The organism is Pseudoduganella sp. R-34, from assembly GCF_049904655.1.
Taxonomy (GTDB): domain Bacteria; phylum Pseudomonadota; class Gammaproteobacteria; order Burkholderiales; family Burkholderiaceae_D; genus Rugamonas.
This window is the reverse complement of the sequence record NZ_CP184572.1, coordinates 2,126,669-2,145,865: the sequence shown is the minus strand read 5'-3', so window position 1 is coordinate 2,145,865 and position 19,197 is coordinate 2,126,669. Positions and strand designations below refer to the sequence as shown.

General features: G+C 62.8%; 20 protein-coding genes. 8 read left to right on the top strand and 12 right to left on the bottom strand.

The genetic code is table 11. The features are described from left to right. Positions 1 to 561 precede the first annotated feature (561 nt). Both ACN9MW_RS09860 and ACN9MW_RS09855 read left to right on the top strand, forming a co-directional pair. Positions 562 to 1,224, top strand: coding sequence for a glutathione S-transferase family protein (locus tag ACN9MW_RS09860; protein WP_426170348.1), 663 nt, complete (start codon positions 562 to 564; stop codon positions 1,222 to 1,224). Positions 1,225 to 1,379: 155 nt separating this feature from the next. Then, positions 1,380 to 3,506: a hypothetical protein gene (locus ACN9MW_RS09855; protein WP_426170347.1), complete on the top strand. Its 2,127-nt coding sequence runs from the start codon at positions 1,380 to 1,382 to the stop codon at positions 3,504 to 3,506. A 51-nt stretch (positions 3,507 to 3,557) separates the two neighbouring features. Here the strand turns inward: ACN9MW_RS09855 and ACN9MW_RS09850 are convergent, their stop codons facing one another. From ACN9MW_RS09850 to ACN9MW_RS09840, 3 genes are all read right to left on the bottom strand, one after another. Beyond that, positions 3,558 to 3,764: a CsbD family protein gene (locus ACN9MW_RS09850; RefSeq protein ID WP_057261494.1), complete on the bottom strand. Its 207-nt coding sequence runs from the start codon at positions 3,762 to 3,764 to the stop codon at positions 3,558 to 3,560. 80 nt (positions 3,765 to 3,844) lie between these two features. Continuing rightward, positions 3,845 to 4,459 carry a class I SAM-dependent methyltransferase gene (locus ACN9MW_RS09845; RefSeq protein WP_426170345.1) on the bottom strand — a complete coding sequence of 205 codons (615 nt, stop codon included), beginning with the start codon at positions 4,457 to 4,459 and terminating at the stop codon, positions 3,845 to 3,847. 9 nt (positions 4,460 to 4,468) lie between these two features. Next, the gene (locus tag ACN9MW_RS09840) at positions 4,469 to 6,514 is read right to left on the bottom strand and encodes a M13 family metallopeptidase (protein ID WP_426170343.1); all 2,046 of its coding nucleotides are present in this window, start codon (positions 6,512 to 6,514) and stop codon (positions 4,469 to 4,471) included. A 232-nt stretch (positions 6,515 to 6,746) separates the two neighbouring features. On the opposite strand from ACN9MW_RS09840, the gene ACN9MW_RS09835 reads away from it, so the two are divergent. Then, complete coding sequence (locus ACN9MW_RS09835) at positions 6,747 to 7,562, top strand: HDOD domain-containing protein (protein ID WP_426170341.1); 816 nt, start codon at positions 6,747 to 6,749, stop codon at positions 7,560 to 7,562. A 162-nt stretch (positions 7,563 to 7,724) separates the two neighbouring features. Further along, positions 7,725 to 7,991: a flagellar protein FliT gene (locus ACN9MW_RS09830; RefSeq protein WP_426170339.1), complete on the top strand. Its 267-nt coding sequence runs from the start codon at positions 7,725 to 7,727 to the stop codon at positions 7,989 to 7,991. Positions 7,992 to 8,322: 331 nt separating this feature from the next. On the opposite strand, the gene ACN9MW_RS09825 is transcribed toward ACN9MW_RS09830, so the two are convergent. Then, positions 8,323 to 9,531: a type IV pilus assembly protein FimV gene (locus ACN9MW_RS09825; protein WP_426170338.1), complete on the bottom strand. Its 1,209-nt coding sequence runs from the start codon at positions 9,529 to 9,531 to the stop codon at positions 8,323 to 8,325. Positions 9,532 to 9,656: 125 nt separating this feature from the next. On the opposite strand from ACN9MW_RS09825, the gene fumC reads away from it, so the two are divergent. The 3 genes from fumC to ACN9MW_RS09810 are packed head-to-tail and all read left to right on the top strand — an operon-like array spanning position 9,657 to position 11,651. Continuing rightward, positions 9,657 to 11,054, top strand: coding sequence for a class II fumarate hydratase (gene fumC / locus ACN9MW_RS09820; RefSeq protein ID WP_426170336.1), 1,398 nt, complete (start codon positions 9,657 to 9,659; stop codon positions 11,052 to 11,054). A gap of 53 nt (positions 11,055 to 11,107) precedes the next feature. Then, complete coding sequence (locus tag ACN9MW_RS09815) at positions 11,108 to 11,338, top strand: RNA-binding S4 domain-containing protein (RefSeq protein WP_028100522.1); 231 nt, start codon at positions 11,108 to 11,110, stop codon at positions 11,336 to 11,338. Between the two features lie 25 nt (positions 11,339 to 11,363). Further along, positions 11,364 to 11,651 carry a DUF883 family protein gene (locus ACN9MW_RS09810; RefSeq protein WP_426170334.1) on the top strand — a complete coding sequence of 96 codons (288 nt, stop codon included), beginning with the start codon at positions 11,364 to 11,366 and terminating at the stop codon, positions 11,649 to 11,651. Here the strand turns inward: ACN9MW_RS09810 and ACN9MW_RS09805 are convergent. The 8 genes from ACN9MW_RS09805 to ACN9MW_RS09770 all read right to left on the bottom strand — a co-directional run bounded on the left by ACN9MW_RS09805 (position 11,631) and on the right by ACN9MW_RS09770 (position 17,621). Then, positions 11,631 to 13,244, bottom strand: a complete 1,614-nt coding sequence (locus ACN9MW_RS09805; RefSeq protein WP_426170332.1) for a DUF692 family multinuclear iron-containing protein — start codon at positions 13,242 to 13,244, stop codon at positions 11,631 to 11,633. The genes ACN9MW_RS09810 and ACN9MW_RS09805 overlap by 21 nt on opposite strands. A 3-nt stretch (positions 13,245 to 13,247) precedes the next feature. After that, complete coding sequence (locus ACN9MW_RS09800) at positions 13,248 to 13,514, bottom strand: DUF2282 domain-containing protein (protein WP_426170330.1); 267 nt, start codon at positions 13,512 to 13,514, stop codon at positions 13,248 to 13,250. 116 nt (positions 13,515 to 13,630) lie between these two features. Further along, positions 13,631 to 13,831, bottom strand: coding sequence for a YjfB family protein (locus ACN9MW_RS09795; RefSeq protein WP_426170328.1), 201 nt, complete (start codon positions 13,829 to 13,831; stop codon positions 13,631 to 13,633). Positions 13,832 to 13,883: 52 nt separating this feature from the next. After that, the gene (gene mobB / locus ACN9MW_RS09790; RefSeq protein WP_426170326.1) at positions 13,884 to 14,405 is read right to left on the bottom strand and encodes a molybdopterin-guanine dinucleotide biosynthesis protein B; all 522 of its coding nucleotides are present in this window, start codon (positions 14,403 to 14,405) and stop codon (positions 13,884 to 13,886) included. Continuing rightward, entirely contained in the window at positions 14,402 to 15,274 is an 873-nt protein-coding gene (locus tag ACN9MW_RS09785; protein ID WP_426170325.1) for a general secretion pathway protein GspB, read from the bottom strand. The genes mobB and ACN9MW_RS09785 overlap by 4 nt, the downstream gene beginning before the upstream one ends. Position 15,275: 1 nt before the next feature. Beyond that, complete coding sequence (locus ACN9MW_RS09780) at positions 15,276 to 16,946, bottom strand: AAA family ATPase (RefSeq protein ID WP_426170324.1); 1,671 nt, start codon at positions 16,944 to 16,946, stop codon at positions 15,276 to 15,278. Positions 16,947 to 16,955: 9 nt separating this feature from the next. After that, complete coding sequence (locus ACN9MW_RS09775) at positions 16,956 to 17,432, bottom strand: hypothetical protein (protein WP_426170322.1); 477 nt, start codon at positions 17,430 to 17,432, stop codon at positions 16,956 to 16,958. A 3-nt stretch (positions 17,433 to 17,435) separates the two neighbouring features. Beyond that, the gene (locus ACN9MW_RS09770) at positions 17,436 to 17,621 is read right to left on the bottom strand and encodes a hypothetical protein (RefSeq protein WP_426170321.1); all 186 of its coding nucleotides are present in this window, start codon (positions 17,619 to 17,621) and stop codon (positions 17,436 to 17,438) included. Positions 17,622 to 17,814: 193 nt separating this feature from the next. Here ACN9MW_RS09770 and ACN9MW_RS09765 point away from each other — a divergent pair, with 193 nt between their 5' ends. Further along, a complete protein-coding gene (locus ACN9MW_RS09765; RefSeq protein WP_426170320.1) occupies positions 17,815 to 19,179 on the top strand; it encodes a GIN domain-containing protein in 1,365 nt (454 codons plus the stop codon). Positions 19,180 to 19,197 lie beyond the last annotated feature (18 nt).

Sequence of the window (19,197 nt, the reverse complement as noted above, 5' to 3'; positions counted from 1 at the left end):
CCAGTGCCGATACTGCCGCGCTACGCTTATAAGATGGGCTGGTTCTCCATCAATATCCTGCTACCGGTTTTCGCCCCGCTGGCATTGCTCTTCATCGCCGGCAAGATCTGCACGCCTATCGAACCATTTGCCTCGCGGGTTGTCTTGCATGCTCGCCGTCTTGGGAGCGCTAATCCCAGTAGCCGAACCGACAATCACGTTTAGATCGGTCGCCGCCTGTCTCCTTCACTACCGACTACTTTGCGTATCTACATTCACAATGATTATTGCCGCAGTTTTGCATTGCGTCGTTCTTTTTGCGCGGCTCGCTTGCAAATAGCCATTCCCCTGCCAGACTGGGAGTACCCACGAAGGAAAAGATATGAAGCAAAGAATCACCGCATTTCTCAAAGACGAGCAACGAGCATCGAGAGTCATCCTTAACTGGATTGCAGGACTAAGCTTTACCTGCCTTTTGGGGTCACTGGCCGCGTTGATGTTAATGAAGTGAAGCGAGATGTCGATTTAAGAAAGTCTCATCCGTCGTAGTGGTACGATCCAACCACCACCGACGGAGTCCTCATGTCCCTGCAACTTTTCTACCATCCCCTTTCATCCTATTCCATGAAGGCGCTGATTGCGCTATATGAAAACGGCACGCCGTTCGAGTACCGCATGCTGTCGCCGGAACATCCTGAAAACTGCGCACAGTTTGCCGGACTGTGGCCGATCCAGAAATTCCCCATCCTACTGGACGGCGAGCGCATGGTGGTGGAGGCCAGCATCGTGGTCGAACACCTGGCGCTTCACTATTCCGGGACGGTAAAGCTGCTCCCCACTGATCCGAAGGCGGCGCTGGAAGTACGCATGATGGACCGCTTCTTCGACAACCACATCGCCACGCCGCAGCAAAAACTGGTGGCCGACGTCCTGCGCCCCGAAGGCGAGCACGATGGCTACGGCACGGCCGAAGCGCGGCGCAAGCTCGATACGGCCTACGCGTGGCTGGACAACGTGATGGCACATCGCATCTGGGCAGCCGGCGAGGAATTCAGCATGGCCGATTGCGCAGCCGCCCCCTTCCTGTTGTATGCGCACTGGTCACATCCGATTCCTGCCCTGCATGAGCATGTGTTGGCCTATCTGGCGCGCCTGCGTGCGCGCCCCTCGTTCGCCCGGGCCTGGGCCGAGGCCAAGCCGTACCGCCATATGTTCCCGCTGGGCGTCCCGGCAGGCGAGGAATAAGCGCCGCAAACGGCGAAAACTGAGTAGGGCCATCACCGAAATCTGAGTGCCAGCACCAATTCGCATCAGGCCCATGCGCAATACATTGCTCGCTATGCCGCCCTGGAACCCAGGGTGGCAAATCCCCTGGATTGTCAACATTAGCGAGGTGTGCCATGGCTCAGTCCGCCGAAAAATCCATTACGTTCCACATCACCAGCGAGGAACGTCCCGACTTCAAACATCCCCTGGTGCTTTACCTGTTCGACACCCGACAGCAACTCAAGCAGCGCGTTGAAGTGAAGGAAGGCAAGGCGGAACTTGCGCTGCCACCGGGAGGACTGGGGCATATGCGCCTGTTCGTCGCACCGTTCAACGAGCGGCTCGACGCCAAGGCAACACCGGCCAGGCTGGAACGCATGGGCGCCTATGAACCTGTGTTGCATGTCGAAGGCCGCCTGGAGAGCCTGATCGACATTCCAGGCTCCCTGATCGACATCTGGCCGTTCTGCTTCTGCCGTGTGCGCGGCCGCGTAGTGCGAAACGACGATAATCGCCCGATCTGCCATGCGCGAGTGCACATCTGCGAAGTGGACCGCATTCCGTTCTGGATCGATACCCTGCCCGATCATGACCTGTTCCACCTGCGCGACGATTTGCTGGCCATCCTGCGCTTCCCGCCCGTACCAGACCCCGATCCCGGTCCCCTGCGCTTGCCGTTACGCTTTGCACAACCGGCTCCTTCCAAGGCAGCACAGGCAATGAACGACATGGCGCTGCAGATGCCCGACATGCCGGCCGGCTTGCCGCGCATGCTGCGCAGCGCGTCGTCGACACACCTGAGGGCGATGTTGCGTGAGAACTGGACCGTGCTGATTCCATGGTTCTGCTACTGGCCGCACTGGTGGCACCGGCTGCGCTGTGACGAGATGGCCGTCGTCGAAACTGACGGGAATGGCCACTTCGACGCCACCCTGATCATCCCTTGCCACGGCGACCAGCCCGACGTGTATTTCTGGGTTGAGTTCAATTTTGGCGCAGGCTACGAAACGGTCTACCGGCCCGCCATGGCTTGCCACACTTACTGGAATTACCATTGCGGCAGCGAGGTGACGATCCGTATCACCGACCCCAGGGTGCCATCGTGCGACCCGAACCCTGACCTGTCCGGCTGCCAGTTGATCTTCAACACCATCGGCTCCAATATCACGGTGAACCAGTTGCAAACATCCGGCACGGAGGGCACGACCCTGGGCGGAGCACCGCTTGGCGGCACCCTGGAAATGCGCGTCGACTTCAGCCGGACCACGCTGATCGCGATGGGGATTCCTTACTATCAATGGTCATATCGGCGCTTGACCGGGCCGAACGGCACATCAACCATTGTCGCTCCCGGTTCGGTTCCGCTGGGCGACTGGCGCGTGATGACACATGCCGTCTACCGCTATTACCGCGACGGCGACAGCTATCCATCCGAACCAATGGGTCCAGTGCCCGCTGTCGGCCCAAGTCCCGAAAACCTGTTCAGGATCCAGCCCGCAAATCCCCCGTCCACCTCAGGCTACTGGTACGAGATGTCGGAGCATATTGACAAGGCGACGGCCTACTTTGAAACCGATATCCTGCCCGGCGCGCCGCGAGCCGACGCAGTGCTGGCGGAAGACATGGCCGCCGGCCTGTATGAAGTGAAGCTGGAACTGTTTGACTCATCCGGCGCGAGGGTCGTGGACTGGGATGCCCGGCATATCGATTTGCGCGTCATGGATCAACCGGCCGGAGCACCCGTCCTGACCACCAGCAGCGCACCAGAGTACAACAGGGTGCGCGAAGCAGGACAGACCTGCGCCTTCCGCATGGTACTGCGCGTCGACAACAACCGCTGCGCGGCGGATATCCTGCCAGTGGATGGGGGAGTCTCGGCAGACCCGGAATGCGGTTTCCACCTGTACGCCGGCCCGGACAGCCAGGCGCACGTGTCATTCCTGGCCCGGCATCCGAACCACTTTGCCACGTTCACGTTCCAGACAACTCGGGCGGCGACATCAATCAGCAGCGGGGCCGCGGACACGACCGGCAGAAGTGGCGACCCTGCGGGGACCCATGGCTTTACCCAAGGCGCGGATTTCGTCTACGGGAAAGACGTCACGGTGTCGGACATCCTGGGCGAATGCGACAACGCGGCATTTTCGGAAGCGCTGTCGGTCCAGGCTTGGGCAGTCAACGGCTACGGGCAGATTTATACCTATGACGCCCACGACCACGCCGCATTCGCGCTCGCCAAGCCCTGCCCTACCTGTAGCTGATTAGCACAGCAAGGCCGGGCTCCGGGAGGGCCGGCCTTGCCGTGTGTTCACTTATTGACGGTTGCCGCGGTCGATCAGCTCGTCCGTGGCATCGTCGATGGCTTCACGCAGGTCGCCGCGCTGTTTCTGCAGCTTGCCTTCAACCTGCTTGGCGACGCCCTTCACCTGTTGTTTCGAGCTGCCGACCAGTTCGCCGGTTTCTTCCTGGATCTTGCCGCCGATTTCCTTGGCTTTGCCCTTCACTTGGTCCTTGTTCATGATGCGCTCCTCATTAAAAAAGTGAGACGAGCAAATGATACGAATCGGCATCGAGACCCACTGTACGCAAGCTAACAGAACTAGGCTTTACGCCAGACTGAAGCCAGCCATGGCTGCTGTTCGCGCGGCAAGCCTGCCGGGCGGTAATAGTGGGTGATGGGCTCGAAGCCGGCTGCGGTGACGACTTCAGACCAGGTCTCGAAATCGTAGTAACAGCCATAACGAGGACCGTTCCATCCTTCCTCATTGTGACCGCGAGGGTTGGAGCTGAACAGCACGCCGCGCGGTTTCAGCGCTGCATGCAGGCGCTTCAGCACATCGGGCAGCACGGCACTGGGAACGTGGAACAGGGTGGCGTTGGCAAAGATGCCGTCAAACGACACGGGCGGCAGGTCCAGCGCGACGAAATCCTGGTGCAGGACTGTGCATCCGCTCCAGTTCTGCGCCATTTCCACGAAATGGGCTGAGCCGTCGAGGCCGACCGGCTCATGTCCAAGCGCCTTGAAGGTGCGCAGGTCGCGTCCAGGGCCGCAACCCAGGTCGAGGATGCGGAACGGAGGCGTTCCTTCAATCGCATCGAGCAGCGCCGCAATGTTCTGGCTTACGTCGTGGTCGCGCGTGCCTTCGAGGAAGGCTTGCGCGTTGCGCTCGTAGTGTTCCAGCGTGCGGCGGGTGATCTGCTCGATGTCGTCCATCCTCCTACTTTACCAGACGCGCACGCGCTGTTCAGGCGCCAGGTACAGCTTCTGGCCAGGCTTCACGTCGTAGGCCTGGTACCAGGCGTCCAGGTTGCGCACGGTGTAGGTGCGCCACTTGGCCGGCGAGTGGCCGTCGGTCATGACCTGGTTGCGCAGCGAGGCGTCGCGGGCCTTGTTGGCCCAGCTTGCGGCGTAGCCGTTGAAGAAGTCACGGTCCTGCGCCGGGGTGGCTTTGCCGCCCAGCGAAACGTGGTAGGCGTCCAGGGCTGCAGCCAGGCCCGCCAGGTCGGCCAGGTTTTCGCTCAGGGTCAGGGTGCCGTTCAACTTCAGGTCCGGGAAGGCTTCATAGGCGTCGTACTGTGCCACCAGCTTGGCGGCTGCCTGCTTGAAGTGCTCGCCGTCTTCCTTGGTCCACCAGTCGCGCAGGCGGCCCTTGGAGTCGAACTGGGCGCCCTGGTCGTCGAAGCTGTGGCTGATCTCATGGCCGATCACGGCGCCGATCGCGCCATAGTTCAGCGCATCGCTGGCCTTCATGTCGAAGAATGGCGGCTGCAGGATGGCGGCGGGGAAGTTCAGCGCATTCTGCATCGGCATGTTCACGGCGTTCACCACGTGCGGCGGCATGCACCATTCGGTTGGGTCAACCTTCTTGCCCAGTTTCGCCAGCTGCTGCTTGTAGTGGAACTGCTCGGCGCGCAGGGCATTGCCCATGGCGTCGTCAGCCTTGATTTCCAGGCCTTCGTAGGAAGTCCATTTGTCCGGATAGCCCACGCCAACGTACAGGGTGCGCAGTTTTTCCTGTGCTTCCTTCTTGGTGGCAGGCGCCATCCAGTCCAGCGCATCGACGCGCTTGCGGAAGGAGTCGACGATATTGGCCACCATGGTTTGCAGGCGCGCCTTGGCTTCAGCCGGGAAGTAGCGTTCGACGTACATCTTGCCGGCGGCATCCGGCACCGCGTTATTGACTGCGCTCAGGCCGCGTTTCCAGCGCGGCGACAGTTGCGGCGTGCCGTTCATGGTGCGGCCGTAGAATTCAAAGCGCTGGTCGACGAAGGCTTTCGGCAGGAAGCCGCCGAAGTGGTTCACGGTGTGGAAGGCCAGGAAGTCCTTCCAGGCTTGCAGCGGCATCTCGTTCACGAGGGCGGCGCTACCGGTAATTGCGGTCGGGTGATAGACAATGAACTTGTTCTGCTTGCCCAGGCCGGCGGCGCGGAAGAAGGCGCGCCAGTCCATGCCTGGCGCCTTGGCGGCGAAGTCGCGCATGGTCCAGGTGTTGTTGGCTTTCTGGATGTCGGCCGAATCCTCGCGGCTGCCGTGGGCCTGGGCCAGCTTGCGCTCCAGCTCATACACGCGCGCGGCACGGGTTTCCGGCTCGCTATAGCCGGCCAGCTTCAGCATGGCGGCGATGTGGGCCTGGTAGGCGGTGCGCAGCTGGTGCATGCGCTGGTTGTCGTCCAGGTAGTAGGCACGGTCCGGCATGCCCAGGCCGCCCTGCAGGATGTATGGAGTGTAGTGCTTCGGGTCGGTCAGGCCCTGTGCGATCCAGATGCCGAACAGGTTCTCGGTGTAGAAATTAGTGGAGTTCAGCGGATCCACGTCGGCGCGGATGGAGGTAGCCAGGGCGCGAACCAGCGCGGCCTTGTCCTTGATGGCGTCGATCTTTTCCAGTTCCGGCTTGAGCGATTTCAGGCCATGCGCTTCAATTGCCGCTTCGTCCATGAAGCTGCGGTAGAAGTCCGTCACGCGGCGGGTGTCGCCGGTTGGCGATTTGGCGGCGGTTTCGTCGATCAGCTTGACGATGCGCTCGTTGGTCGCATCGCCCAGCGCCGAACCGGCGCCCCAGCTGCCTTTGTCGGCCGGGATCTGGGTCTTGGCCAGCCATTCGGCGTTCACATGGCCAAAGAAATCGTCGCCCGGCAGCGGGACGGCGTCTTGCGTTTGCGCGGCCGGGGCTGCCTGTTGGGCAATCGCCGGGGCCAATCCAAAGGTGGCTCCACAGAAGGCCAGGGTAAGGGCCAGCTTGAGCGGCGTAACGCGGTTGGATGCTTGCATTTTTTGTATCCCTATCTAGTTATAAGTGGCGGAATGAGCCAGGCTGCACTCTAACTGCAACGCAAGCGTGACATCGCCCCGTTGCGACAGACTGCAAATTTCGGGGATCAAATGCAGAAAGCTGGGAATGCTGTGCAGCGCGGCCAACGAATGTTAAAAACTTGCTGCACTCCCCTCTGGAATCGCTATATAGTTTCACCCACAGCAACGCCGAATTTAGAGGAGATTTTTCATGAAGCTCGAAGCACTGTTCCAGAATCCAACCGCGTTGCCAACCGCCCCGAAGGTTGTTGACGAATTGATCAGCAGCTTCGACAAGGCCAGCGTCTCCACCGAGGAAATTGCAAAGAAGCTGTCGGCCGACCCCGTGCTGAGCGCCAAGCTGCTGCGCCTGGCGAATTCCGCCTACTACCATGTGTCGCGTTCGATTGGCACCGTTGAAGATGCCATCCTGATGCTGGGCTTTGTCACCGTGCGCACGCTGGTGATCAGCTCCGGCCTGGTGAGCGGCTTCAAGACCGTTCCCGGCATGGATTTGCGCCAGTTCTGGCGCTACAGCCTGCGCACCGCCGTGGGCGCCAAGTTCATCGCCAAGGCTTGCAAGCAAAACACCGACCTCGCCTTCACCATTGGCATGATGCATGCGATCGGCCAGCTGGTAATCCATGCCGGCATGTCCGAGCAAGCGCAGGCACTCGACAAAGTGGCAAGCCCGCTGGACGAGCGCCGCCTGGAAATTGAAAAGAACGCGCTGGGCTACACCTATGCCGACGTGGGCGCCGAACTGGCCAACCGCTGGAAATTCCCGCCAACCTTTGGCGAGACCATTGCCGCCATCCCTAATCCCGGCGAGAACGAACTGGCTGCAGTGATTCACCTGGCGGCCTGGCGTGCCCGCGTCGACGAGAACAAACTGTCCCCGGACGCAATCGCGGCCTGCTACCCGACCGAAGTTGCCGAAAGCCTGGGCCTGGAAGAGAACGCGCTGATTGACCAGATGCCATCGCTGGACGAGCTGAGCGCCGGCCTGGATGAGTTGATCAGCTAATCGATTTCGCTTGATGTCTGCCGTTGTGACCCTTGGGATGGGGGCGCAACGGCATTTTTTTGGAATTTTCTCAAATATTTTTCAGAAAGACCCTAAAGTTCCTTCCGAGCCTGACGTTAATCCTGACATGCGGTACTCCGCGCACAGAATCCAAGGCTCAAAATGTCCTCGACCCAAATTCTCGCTACCTACGAAAAAATTGCCGGTTTGACCAGCCAGATGGTGGGCGCCGCGCAAGCCAGCGACTGGGATTCGCTCGACAGCATGGAAAACCAGTGCGCTGCGGCTTCGGTAGCCCTGATGGGCGGTGCCGCTCCCCTGCAGGGTGACGCCCGCAAGCGCAAGATCGAACTGCTGAAGCAGATCATGGCCAACGACCGCACCATCCGCGAAGTGACCGATCCTTGGCAGAGTCGCCTGAACGGCTAAGTCGGCCTGCCCCTCAATAAAAGCGCCTCCGGGCGCTTTTTTGTTTTAAAGGGACGTACCCTTTAAAACAAAAGGCGCCCACTTGGGGCGCCCTGGAATTCGGAGGGGCGAGCACCAGGTATCTCCTGGCGTCGCCTCAGCGCCGGTTGCACCCGGCGTTCATATCGCCTCAGTCGGCTATGAACTGCTTCCAGACGGGGTCGTTTCTTCAACGTCGCTCTGCGGTTCGCGTCACGCTATCGGTGGTGACTGCGGCAGAACCCGGTCCGTGTGAGCCCAGTATAACGCAGGTAAAAAAATCTTGTCCAGCACTGGAATGCAACGGTAGTTACTAGTGTGCAGCAACCTCCACTGCGTCCTCCAGCGTTGGCACGTCATCCTCCGCGCCCCCTTTCTTGCGGAAGGATTGCCAGATCTTCAGCGGGCCTTTCGCCTGGCGCTTGCGCAGGAAGTAGATCAGGCCGCCGAGCGCCGCCAACCCCGCCAGCACACCACCGGCGATCATGGCCAGCCGGCTGCGCGGGTTGGCCGCGAGATCTGCTGCAACGCCGGGCTTGACAGGAGTGGCGCCCGGCTTGGCTGGCGTCGCGCCTGGCTTGTTCGGGGCAACGGCTGGCTTGGCAGGCGCGGCTTCGGGTTTCAACTCGACTGTTCGCGCAGGCGCAGCGGCAGCAGGCGCCACCATGGCGGTTTGCAGGCGATGCACCTTGCCTTCGATATCGGCCAGCTTGCTTGTCATGGCTTCACATTGACGGAGCTGGGCTTCCACCTGCTGCGCAGGGGCGCAAGACTGTGCGGGCGCGGAAGCCGCCGGCGCAGCGGGAACGGCTGTGGGCAGCTGTGCCGGTTTGGAGGTTGGCTGGCGGACAGGCGCCGTCGTCCCGGACCCAGGGCCTGGCCCCGCCTTCGGGCCGGTGACCAGTGCAGCTTGCGGCGCAGGGTTGGCACTTCGCTCCTGTGCCTTCGCCAAGGCGACCTGCTGGCGGTGGGCAAAGGCACGCTGGGCGGCTTCATTCAATCCCGCCTCGCCGTTGTCTCCCGATGTGGGAGGGGCTGCGGCCGGCTTGCTTGCTGCAACGGCCATAGGCAGCGGCTCCGCCGCCGGCATCGCGGCCACAGCCGCAGCGCGCTGGCCCGAAGGTTCCGGCGTCAGCCAGAGCGAAGCGGCTCGGATGATCTGCCGCCCTCCACTATTCAACTCCAGGAAAAGATGCAAGGCCTCGGCATTCACTGGCTGCAGCGTGGTCAGGTGCAGGAAGCGCTTGTTGTCGCGCTTGGCAATCGAGATATACAGGCCGCCCAGCGCAGGCGGCATGGCCACATTGGCGCCCTTGAACACGTCCGGATTGGCGAGCCGAGCCTGGATGTCGGCCAAGTCGGCCGCAGTCAGGTCGACCAATTCGATGTCCGCCGAAAGCTGCTGGCCAATGTGGGAATTGACCTTTATTTCGCCCAGCTCGGCCGCCCGCAGCGAACCGCACAGGGCAGCAGCGCAGACCGGCAGCGCAAAGGCGCGAATGATCAATCGTTTGCTTAACATGGAGGACAGGCCTATTACTTCAATGTACTCATTAACGGCAGAATATCCCGATTTTGTAGGCCTCGGCAGAGTAAGCAGCATTGGCGTTAGAATCCAGTCATCACTTTCCAACGAGGGAGCCGTACATGAACAGCAGAACCGAGCGCGACAGCTTTGGCCCGATTGAAGTTCCAGCCAGCCAGTTGTGGGGTGCGCAGACCCAGCGCTCGCTCGAGCACTTCCGCATTTCCAGCGAACGCATGCCGGCCGAACTGATCGCCGCCCTCGCCAGCGTGAAGCGCGCGGCGGCCAAGGTGAACGTCGACCTCGGGGTGCTCGATAGCGTCAAAGCCAAGGCCATCATGGAGGCCGCCGATGAAGTCCTGGATGGGAAGCACCCGGGCGAGTTCCCGCTGGCCGTGTGGCAAACCGGCTCGGGCACCCAGTCCAATATGAATATGAACGAGGTGCTGGCCAACCGCGGCTCCGAGCTGATGGGAGGCGAGCGCGGCGAAGGGCGCAAGCTGCACCCGAACGATGACGTCAACAAAGGCCAGTCGTCGAACGACATTTTCCCCACCGCGATGCATGTGGCGGCGGCACAGGCAGTCGCGAACAATGTGCTGCCAGCCCTGCGCCAGCTGCGCGCCACGTTGCAGGCGAAGGCGCAGGCGTTCGACGGCATCGTCAAGATCGGCCGCACGCACCTGCAGGATGCGACGCCGCTCACCCTTGGCCAAGAGTTTTCCGGCTACGTCGCCCAACTGGACTATGCGGAGAAAGCCATCGAAGCCACCCTGCCCGCCGTGCTGGAACTGGCAGCCGGCGGCACCGCGGTGGGCACGGGACTGAATTCGCACCCCGAGTACGCGAGCCGTATCGCAGCCGAACTGGCGAGCCGCCTGAAACTCCCCTTCCGCACCGCCGACAACAAGTTCGCCGCACTGGCCGGGCATGACGCCCTGGTATCGGCTCACGGCGCGCTGAAAACCCTCGCCACGGCACTCATGAAGCTGGCCAATGACGTGCGCTGGATGGCTTCCGGCCCGCGCTCCGGCCTCGGTGAAATCCGTATTCCCGAGAATGAACCGGGCAGCTCGATCATGCCGGGCAAGGTCAACCCGACCCAAAGCGAAGCACTGACCATGCTGTGCTGCCAGGTGTTTGGCAACGACGTGGCCATTACCGTTGGCGGCTCGTCCGGCAATTTCGAACTGAATGTCTTCAAGCCGCTGATCGCCCACAACTTCCTGCAAAGCGCCCGCCTGCTGGCCGATGGCATGCGCAGCTTCGACGAGCATTGCGCCCATGGCATCGAGCCGAACCTGGGGCGCATCGAAGAATTGATGGAACGGTCGCTGATGCTGGTCACCGCCCTGGCCCCGCATATCGGTTATGATCGCGCCGCGCAAATCGCGAAGAAGGCGCAGCACGAGGGCACGACCTTGAAAGAAGCCGCACTGGCCCTTGGTTTTGTGAACGAAAGCCAGTTCAACGAGTGGATTGTTCCACTGGAGATGACCAAGCCAGGCGGCAAGGGTTAATGCCAGGTGGGAATACAACACCTCCGCGCCAACCCAACAGAAAGAGGATTAAAATGCAGAAAGTAGATTTCGAATTGACAGGCGAGTACATCGAGCTGAACCAGCTCCTGAAAGTGGTCGGCCTGTGCGACAGCGGCGGCGCCGGCAAGCAGATCGTGGCTAGCGGCGACGTCAAGGTCGACGGCAAACAGGAGTTGCGCAAGACGGCGAAGATCCGGGCGGGCCAGAAGGTGCGCCTGGGCGACGTGCAGATCGACGTTCATGCCGAGGGCAGTGCGGCCTGATTGATCCGCGCGGAGGGTTAGCTCCATGGATGGTCCCGACGAGAAGCAAGCGCAGTCCCAGGAACAACTGATCGGCGACCTGCGGCAGGTCATCGAGAATGCCGAAGAGCTGCTCAAGAATACCGATCATTACACCAGCGTGCTGTACCAGTCGGCGCGCGCCAAACTGTCCCAGGCTTTGCAGGCAGCGAACGAGGAACTGGAACGGTGTGAAGATGCGCAGCTCCTGCGCATGATCGAAACCACCCACCGCGCCAACCTGCTTTACCGGGATTCGTCCGGCGAAGACAAGTTAATGCGGGCGTTTCACTAGGATTTGCTGGCGCAGCCATTGCTGAAGGCTGGCGGCAACGTCGAAGTTCTCATCCAGCGCAAAGGCGGCGTCCAGCGCGGCGCCGAATGCCTTCCCTTCTTTTAACGCCTGCAGCGCTGCGTATTGCGGCACTTGCAGCAGCGTGACCTGGGCTGTCCATTCGGGGCGGCTGAGCAGCGCGCGGCTTGGCTCGTCCATCTTCCGTGGGAATGGCATGCCCTGATGGGCCAGCCAGAGGGGCACGACTGCCCATTCCGATTCAAATAGCTTGGCGGTAGGCTGCCAGGGGAAGCTTTGACCCTCCACCGTTTGCGGGTTGATGTCCTTCGCCTGCAGCGCGGGCTCGTGCCGCGCGTAATGGATGCGGTGCAGCTGCCATTCCAGGCGCGCCATGTCTGGAAGGTAGGGCAAATCCTTGACGTGCTCGAAGCTGCGCAGGAAGGGCTCGAAGTGTGCGCCGAAGCGGTTCAGGTCTCCACTGTCGGAAGGGTGGGCGCGGCCGTATTCGCGCGCCAGGGCGGCGAAGAATTCTGCGCCCACCAGTTGCGCAATCACAGGATAAGCGGCGGCCAGGGCCCTGGTCCAGGTCGAAGCCAGGTTGCCTCGGTACAGGCCGAAGCGTTCGCCGTGCCTGAGCTGTAGCGTGGCCTCGGCAGCAGGCGAGAACAAGGCGTCGGAAAATGCTTGCTGCTGCGCGGCCAATGCATCGCAGCCGACCGGCAGGCATTGCCCGCTCCGGCTCCCGGTGCGCCAGCCGACTTTCTCAGGAGGCGGGAAGTGTTCGGCAATCGCAGCTGCTTTGGCGGCCTCGCCAAGCAGGACTTCCAGGGGCGGGATATCGGTGTCCCATTCGATCAGCGTGGGGACGGCGCCGAAGCGGCTTAATGCTGCTTCGTACAGGCGCCAGACCGAATCGGCGACGACGGCGCCGTGATGGTCAACCACGGCATCGGGTGTGACGAGGTGTCCGGCGAGGTGGATTTCCCCGACTGTGCCGGGGGCGATCGCTTGCAGCGCCGCCATGGCGTCTTCGCCGTGGTTCAACTGGTTGACGTAGAGGTTGTTCACGTCCAGCAGCAGTCCGCAACCGGTGCGGCGCGCGAGCGCGGCGAGGAATTCTGCTTCGCTCATTGCGTCGTCGGCGAAGCGCACGAAGCTGGAAACGTTTTCGAGCAGGATGGCGCGCCCAAGGGCGTCCTGCATGCGTCCTACCCGCTCGGCCATCATGTCGAGCGCGGCGTGGTTCAGCGCCAGCGGCAGCAGGTCGTTAAGGTGGCGGTCGACAACGGCGCCCCAGCACAGGTGTTCGGAGACCAGCGCCGGTTCAATGCGCTGGGCGAGGCTCACGACACGCTCCAGGTGGCCGGCACTGAAACCGCGTGCCGAACCGAGGCCCAGGCCTACGCCGTGCAGGCTGATCGCGTAGTCGCGCCTCAGTTCCTGCAATACGTGGAAGTCGCCGCCGGCCTGGTCGAGGTAGTTTTCAGTGTGGACTTCAAGCCAGGCGGCGCGTGGCCGCTGCTCGAGGAACTGGCGGTAGTGCGGCGCCCGCAATCCAATGCCTGCTCCCCGCGCCACCGCGTGTTGCGTCATTGATTATTTAGCTGGCGCAGCGGTCTTGCCGCCGGCTTTTTCGCAGGTGCCTTTGGCGACGAATTTCCATTCGCCTGCCATATTGTCGGTCTTGGCCTGGTTGGAGCAGCCATGGGTGCCGGTGGCGCAGTCGTTCTGGCCAGCCTTGGCGATGCCGTAGCACTTTTCTTTTTCCGCTGCTGGCTTGTCCTGGGCGGCGGAAGCAACGGTGCCGGTAGCGGCGCAGACGGTGGCCAGGGCGGCGGCGATCAGGGCTTGACGGTTTTTCATGCGGGGTCTCCTCTGTAGGTTTGCAGGTCTGCGATTAGACCATAAAAAAAACCCGCTGGCACCGGTGCCGGTGCGGCGGGTTCGTTGCGGCCTGCGCGAGGTCTGGCGACCGGCGTTCAGGCGGTCGTGTTGATGTTCTGGCCGAGGTGGGATGGCAGGTTGGCGGCAGGCGTCGCTGGCGGAATCGCTTCGATCAGGGCCTGGGCGCTGGAGGCTTGCACGTCCATTGCTCTTTTTAACACGGCGTAACCAACCTCGGTACGATTGCTCGTATCGGCCATTGTTGTTGCCAGCTTTGCAATGCTCATCGCATCCATTTAAACCTCCCACTGATATCTATCCAGATTTACGGATGGGATTTGGCGAACTTTAGGTCTGGCGCGGGATTTTTTTGATTAACCAGGCCAAAACGGTGTCGGGACGGTTCAGGTCGAGCCATTGCAGGCGGGGCGGCAGGCCTTCCGGGGCGGGCTGGTCGGAGGCGACGGCGACAATCGTATGGTCGTCGAGGTAACGCGGCGGCTGGCCGGCGACGGCGCGGTAAACTTCCAGCTTGTCGATTTGCCATGCATGGAAGCCTTCCACCAGGGTCAGGTCGGCGGGCTGCAGGCGGGCCAGTTGCTCGTCGGCGCCGGGTTCTTCGGCTCCACGCAGTTCATGGATGATGGCGAAACGATAAGGCGAGGCGATCATCACCTCGGCGGCGCCGGCATGGCGGAAACGGGCGCTGTCTTTCCTTGGCGGCTCGAGCTCAAAGTCATGGTGGCTATGCTTGATGACGTTGACTTTCCAGCCGCGCGCGGCCAGCTCGGTGACCAGGTACTCGATCAGGGTGGTCTTGCCGCTGCCCGAGGGGCCGGTGACGCCGACGACGTTCTGCTTGCTGCTCATAGCGGTACCCGGTAGCGGTAGCCGCGGAAGCTGAAGATGGCTTGCTTGGGCTGGAGTTTGTCCAGGATCAGGCCGGGGGCCACTTCCTCGCCCTCCCTGCGCAGCACTTTGTCGATCAGGAGCAGGCGATCGGCGGGATTTTTCGAATACATGTAGCCACCAAGGGTGATCTGGGGGATGGCGCGCTGGATTGGTTCAGGGAGCTCGCGCAGGGATTGCACCTGTTCTTCTGCCGGCGCTGGCGCCGGGACTGCAGCCTGCGGTTGCGCTGCGACCGGGACCGCCTGCGTCACGTCTGCACCGCGGGCCGCGTTTCCGGCTTGCTTCTGGGCGGGCAACCGGGGCGCCTCCGCGGCGTGGGCGGGGGGTGGCGCAGCGGCGACGTGGGCGTCGGCAGCACGCTGGTTGGCCGCTGGCTGGCCGGGAGCTTGCTGTGCAGGAGGCGCTTCTCCTGGGCGTGCTGGCGCCTGGCTTGCGGTGACCGCTGCGGCCGGCGCTGCCGGGGTGGCGCCGGCAACGGTGACTGCAGGAGCTGCCGGTGCACTGTAGGCGTTGCCGCCCGGGCCGGAAGCCGTGGCCACAGGCGTGGCGCTGCCGTTGGCGGCCGCTGGACCCGCGGCCGGAGCGGCGGCAGCCGGCGCGCTTGCGGCGGGCTGCTGGCTCGCGGCCGGCTGCTGGCGCACCAGCATCGTCGCGAGGCCGGCGATGGCGGCTGCCATCAGGGCCATGGCCACGATCACCGGCGTACGCCTGCTGCGCGCCCCCTGCCCGGCCGGCACGCTGGCCAGCGTGGGTGCGTGGATGGTCGGGGTGCTGCCGATCTGGCGTTCGGCCTGCGCTTTTTTGAGTGCTTCGAGAATATAGGACATGTTAATTACCCGCCTTGGCCAACAGGTGCGGCTCGGTCTCCCGGCCCGGCTGCGACAGGCGGATGAAAGTTCGCGGTCCCGCCACACCGTCGGCCTTCAAACCCTGGGCAAGCTGGAACTCGCGCAAGTATCGCAAAGTTTCGCCGGCTAGTGGCAGGTTCTCGCGCGGTTTCTTGACCCCGTTTATTTGTGCCAGGCGGCGGGCCAGCCAGTCGACGTCCGGGCCTTTATCGCCTTCGCTGACTTCCTCGCGCCAGGAGCGCGGCGCGCGCCAGAAGGTGGTGAAGGTGCCGTCGAAGCGGGCGTCCAGGGCGTCGAGCGAGACCGTTTCGCTGCCGCGCGCTCCAACCAGCGTGGCGCTCTTGCCGTCGATGGCCGTCAGCAGGACATTGCGCGGCAGCGAATCGCCGTCGCGCAGTTTGATGATGGCGGGGCGGTCGAGATTGCGGATTTCTTCGAGGCCGCCCTTGCCTTGCATGCAGCGCAGGTTGTGCCGGGAAGCTTCGGCGCAGCCTTCGCCTTCCGACAATGCCACTTCCCACTTCGCCGCCAGTTGTCCCAGGGCGGCATCCATCGTCAGCCAGCTTGGCGCGACGAGGGTCGCTGGCGATGCAGCCCCTTGCGGCGCCGTGGCAGCGGCCGAAGCGGAACTTGCGGCGGAGACCTGCGTCACGCGGCCAGCCGCCTGAGAGGCACGGGCAGCAGCCTGCGCGGCAGCGGGTGCACGCGGCGCGGCGGCGGCCCCCGTAGCGGACGGCGAGCGCACCGACGGCATCAGCTGCCAGGCCGCGGCGGCTGTCAGCGCAGCCCCCGCCAAGACTCCGGCTGCAGCCACGCGCCACGCCCGCGCCCCGACTGGAGCGCTCTCGCCTGCAAACACTTCCTGCGCCGCGCGGCGCAGGATGACGGCATTGACCTGCGCGCGATTTTCAACGTAGGCGCCAAGCAAAGCCCGGTCGCACAACAGGTTGATCCGGCGCGGCACGCCCTTGCTTAATTGGTGGATGCGCCGCAGCAGGCCACGCGGGAACAGCTCCACCGCGCCAGCGCCAGCTACTGCCAGCCGGTGCCGGATATAGCTGCCTACTTCCGCCTCGGACAATGGCCCCAGGTGATAGCGCGCGATCACGCGCTGCGCCAGTTGCTCGAGCTCTGGGCGCGCCAGCATCTGGCGCAGTTCCGGCTGGCCGATCAGGATAATCTGCAGCAGCTTGCGCTCGCTCGTTTCCAGGTTGGTCAGGAGGCGCAGCTGCTCCAGAACGTCGGCCGACAGGTTTTGCGCCTCGTCGATCACCAGCACATTATTCAGGCCCGCCGCATGCGACTCCAGCAGGTAGCTGTTGACCGCATCCACATAGGACTTGACGCTCGCCCCTTCCGGCGCCACGCCGAATTCATCGCACACCGACTGCAGCAGTTCCTCCACCGTCAGCTTGGGATTGAAGATATAGGCCAGGCGGCAGTCGGCCGGAATCTGTTCGATGAAGCAGCGGCACACCGTGGTCTTGCCGGCGCCGATCTCGCCGGTCAGCAGCACGAAGCCGCCGCCGCTGCCCACGCCATACAGAAGGTGCGCCAGCGCCTCGCGGTGCCGTTCGCTCATGAACAGGTATCGCGGGTCGGGGGCAATCGAGAACGGCTGCTGTCTGAGGTTGAAGTATTGCGTGTACATGGTGGGCGCTTAGCGCAGCGCGGGCGGCAGTTGCTTGAATTTGGCGCAGTATATCTTGGAGCGCGTGTTGAAATAGACGATGCGGCTGCCCGGCTTGGACTCCCGCACCGGGTAGCGCGAAGTGTCGATTTTCGCATAGGCCTGCCCGTCCTGGCGAAGTATGGCCTTTTCAAGCTCCTCCGGCGTCGTGTCGGTCACGGCGCCGACAAAGCTGTAGGGGAAGCTCTCGTCGCTGATCATCACTTCCAGCACGGGAAAGCCCCACAGGATCGCGTCATTGGTACGGAACCAGTAGGCCCCGCCCTCGCGCTTGTAAGGCCGCCCGAAATACTGGCTGAGATAGTCGAAATAATAACGGTTGGAGGTCTGGTCGCGGCATAGCAGGCCATTGCCAAGCACGTCGCCGAAGTGGGAAGGCGGCGCTGCCTGCGTCGCCTGGCTGGCGGCGAGCACGCCTGCCGCCGTGAGGAAGCGCAATCGACGCATCAGTTACAACTTCTGGAACCAGGCGCGGTTGGCACTGATCTTGGCCTTGGCCGAGGGAGGCAACGCTTCATAGCAGCCAGGGTATTGCTTCAGGGAACCCTCGCGGACTTCCTTTTGCAAACCATTGATCAGGAACATGTATACCGTTCCACCCTGGTCGGTCTTTTTGGTTCCCAAGTACTTGATCATAAGTGTCTCTCCTGACGAGCATTATGACATTTCAAGGCGAAATCACAACTTTTTGCCCGGTACCGTGTGCATTTCAGTATCGGAAAAATGCAGTTGGCTCCTCGTTTTTGCGCGTCTGTCTTTTTCCGGCCCGGCGGCGGCGCCGATTCGCCTATCGTTGCAGCATCACCAATCCTGAACAGTGACAATCAAAATGAATAAGCTGATCACCTACGGCGCCGCTGCTTCCCTGATCGCGCTGGGCGTTACGGCCTTGCACGCAAGCCCTCCGGAAAGCGAAAAGAAGGCCGATGTCACGCCGACCCGGGAGAACCGCCCGGTGACGGCTTTTTCGCGCATCGAGGTGGACGGCCCCTACAAGGTGCTGATCAACGCCCAGGGCGAGCCTGCAGTGGAAGTCAGCGGACCGAAACGCCAGGTCGAACAGCTGGAAACCGTGGTCCAGGGCGATACCCTGCACGTCCGGCCCTTGCGCCGCAACCACTGGGTGTTCAGCTTCGGCAAACAGCGCGAACCGGTGATCGTGAAAATCAGCGCCAAGGGCCTGAAAGCCCTGAGCAACAGCGGCAGCGGCGACGTGGAACTGGAACGCGTGGACAGCACTGAACTGAAGCTGATCTCCACCGGCCCGGGCGACGTCAGCGCTTCGGGCACCGCCACCGAATTGACCGTCAAGGCCAGCGGCAGCGGCGACATGCACCTGCACCGTATGCGGGCCACCAACGTCAACCTGGTCATGAGCGGCCCTGGCGACGTCAGTGCGCCGGCGATTACCGGCGACCTGAATGCCGTGCTGTCCGGCTCCGGCGACCTGGAAGCAGGCGACGTGCGCGCCAATAAAGTGAACGCAGCGATGAGCGGCCCCGGCTCGGTCGAACTGCGCGGCAGCAGCCGCGACCTGCGCGTCGAGATTTCCGGCTCGGGCGACCTGGAAGCGTGCGGCATGCAGGTCGAAAACGTCAGCGCCATGCTGAATGGGCCGGGCAGCGCTTGCCTGAGCGGCCAGATCAGGAAGTTCGACGCCGAGGTGCACGGTTCCGGCGACCTGGAAGCGCGCGGCCTGCAAACCCAGAATACGCGCGTCAGCCTGAGCGGCCCCGGCGGCATGAACCTGTCCGGCAGCAGCGAGACCCTGAGCGCGGACGTCAGCGGTTCCGGCGACCTCGATGCCAAGCAGCTCCGGGTAGCCAAGGCAATTGCGCGCAGCAAGGGCCCCGGCAATATCTACCTGAGCAAGGTAAGCGATTCGCTGGATGCCGACGTGCGCGGCTCGGGCGACCTGAAGGCCGAACCGGAGTGCAAGGACGTCAAGGTCACGATGAGCGGCCCTGGCGGCGTGCAGCTGCGCGGCTGGACTGGCACGCTTAACGCGCAGCTCACAGGCTCGGGCAGCCTTGATGCACGCGACATGCTGGCCAAGCAGGCAGAAGTCAATGTACGCGGTCCAGGCAACGCCACGGTTAATGTGGAAGGCAAGGTCGCAGCCCAGGGCCAGCAATTGATTTCCGACAAACAGCGTGTGCTGACGGTCGACCGTCGTGGCGCCCACGCCGAATGATTGACGAAATCGCTGCTG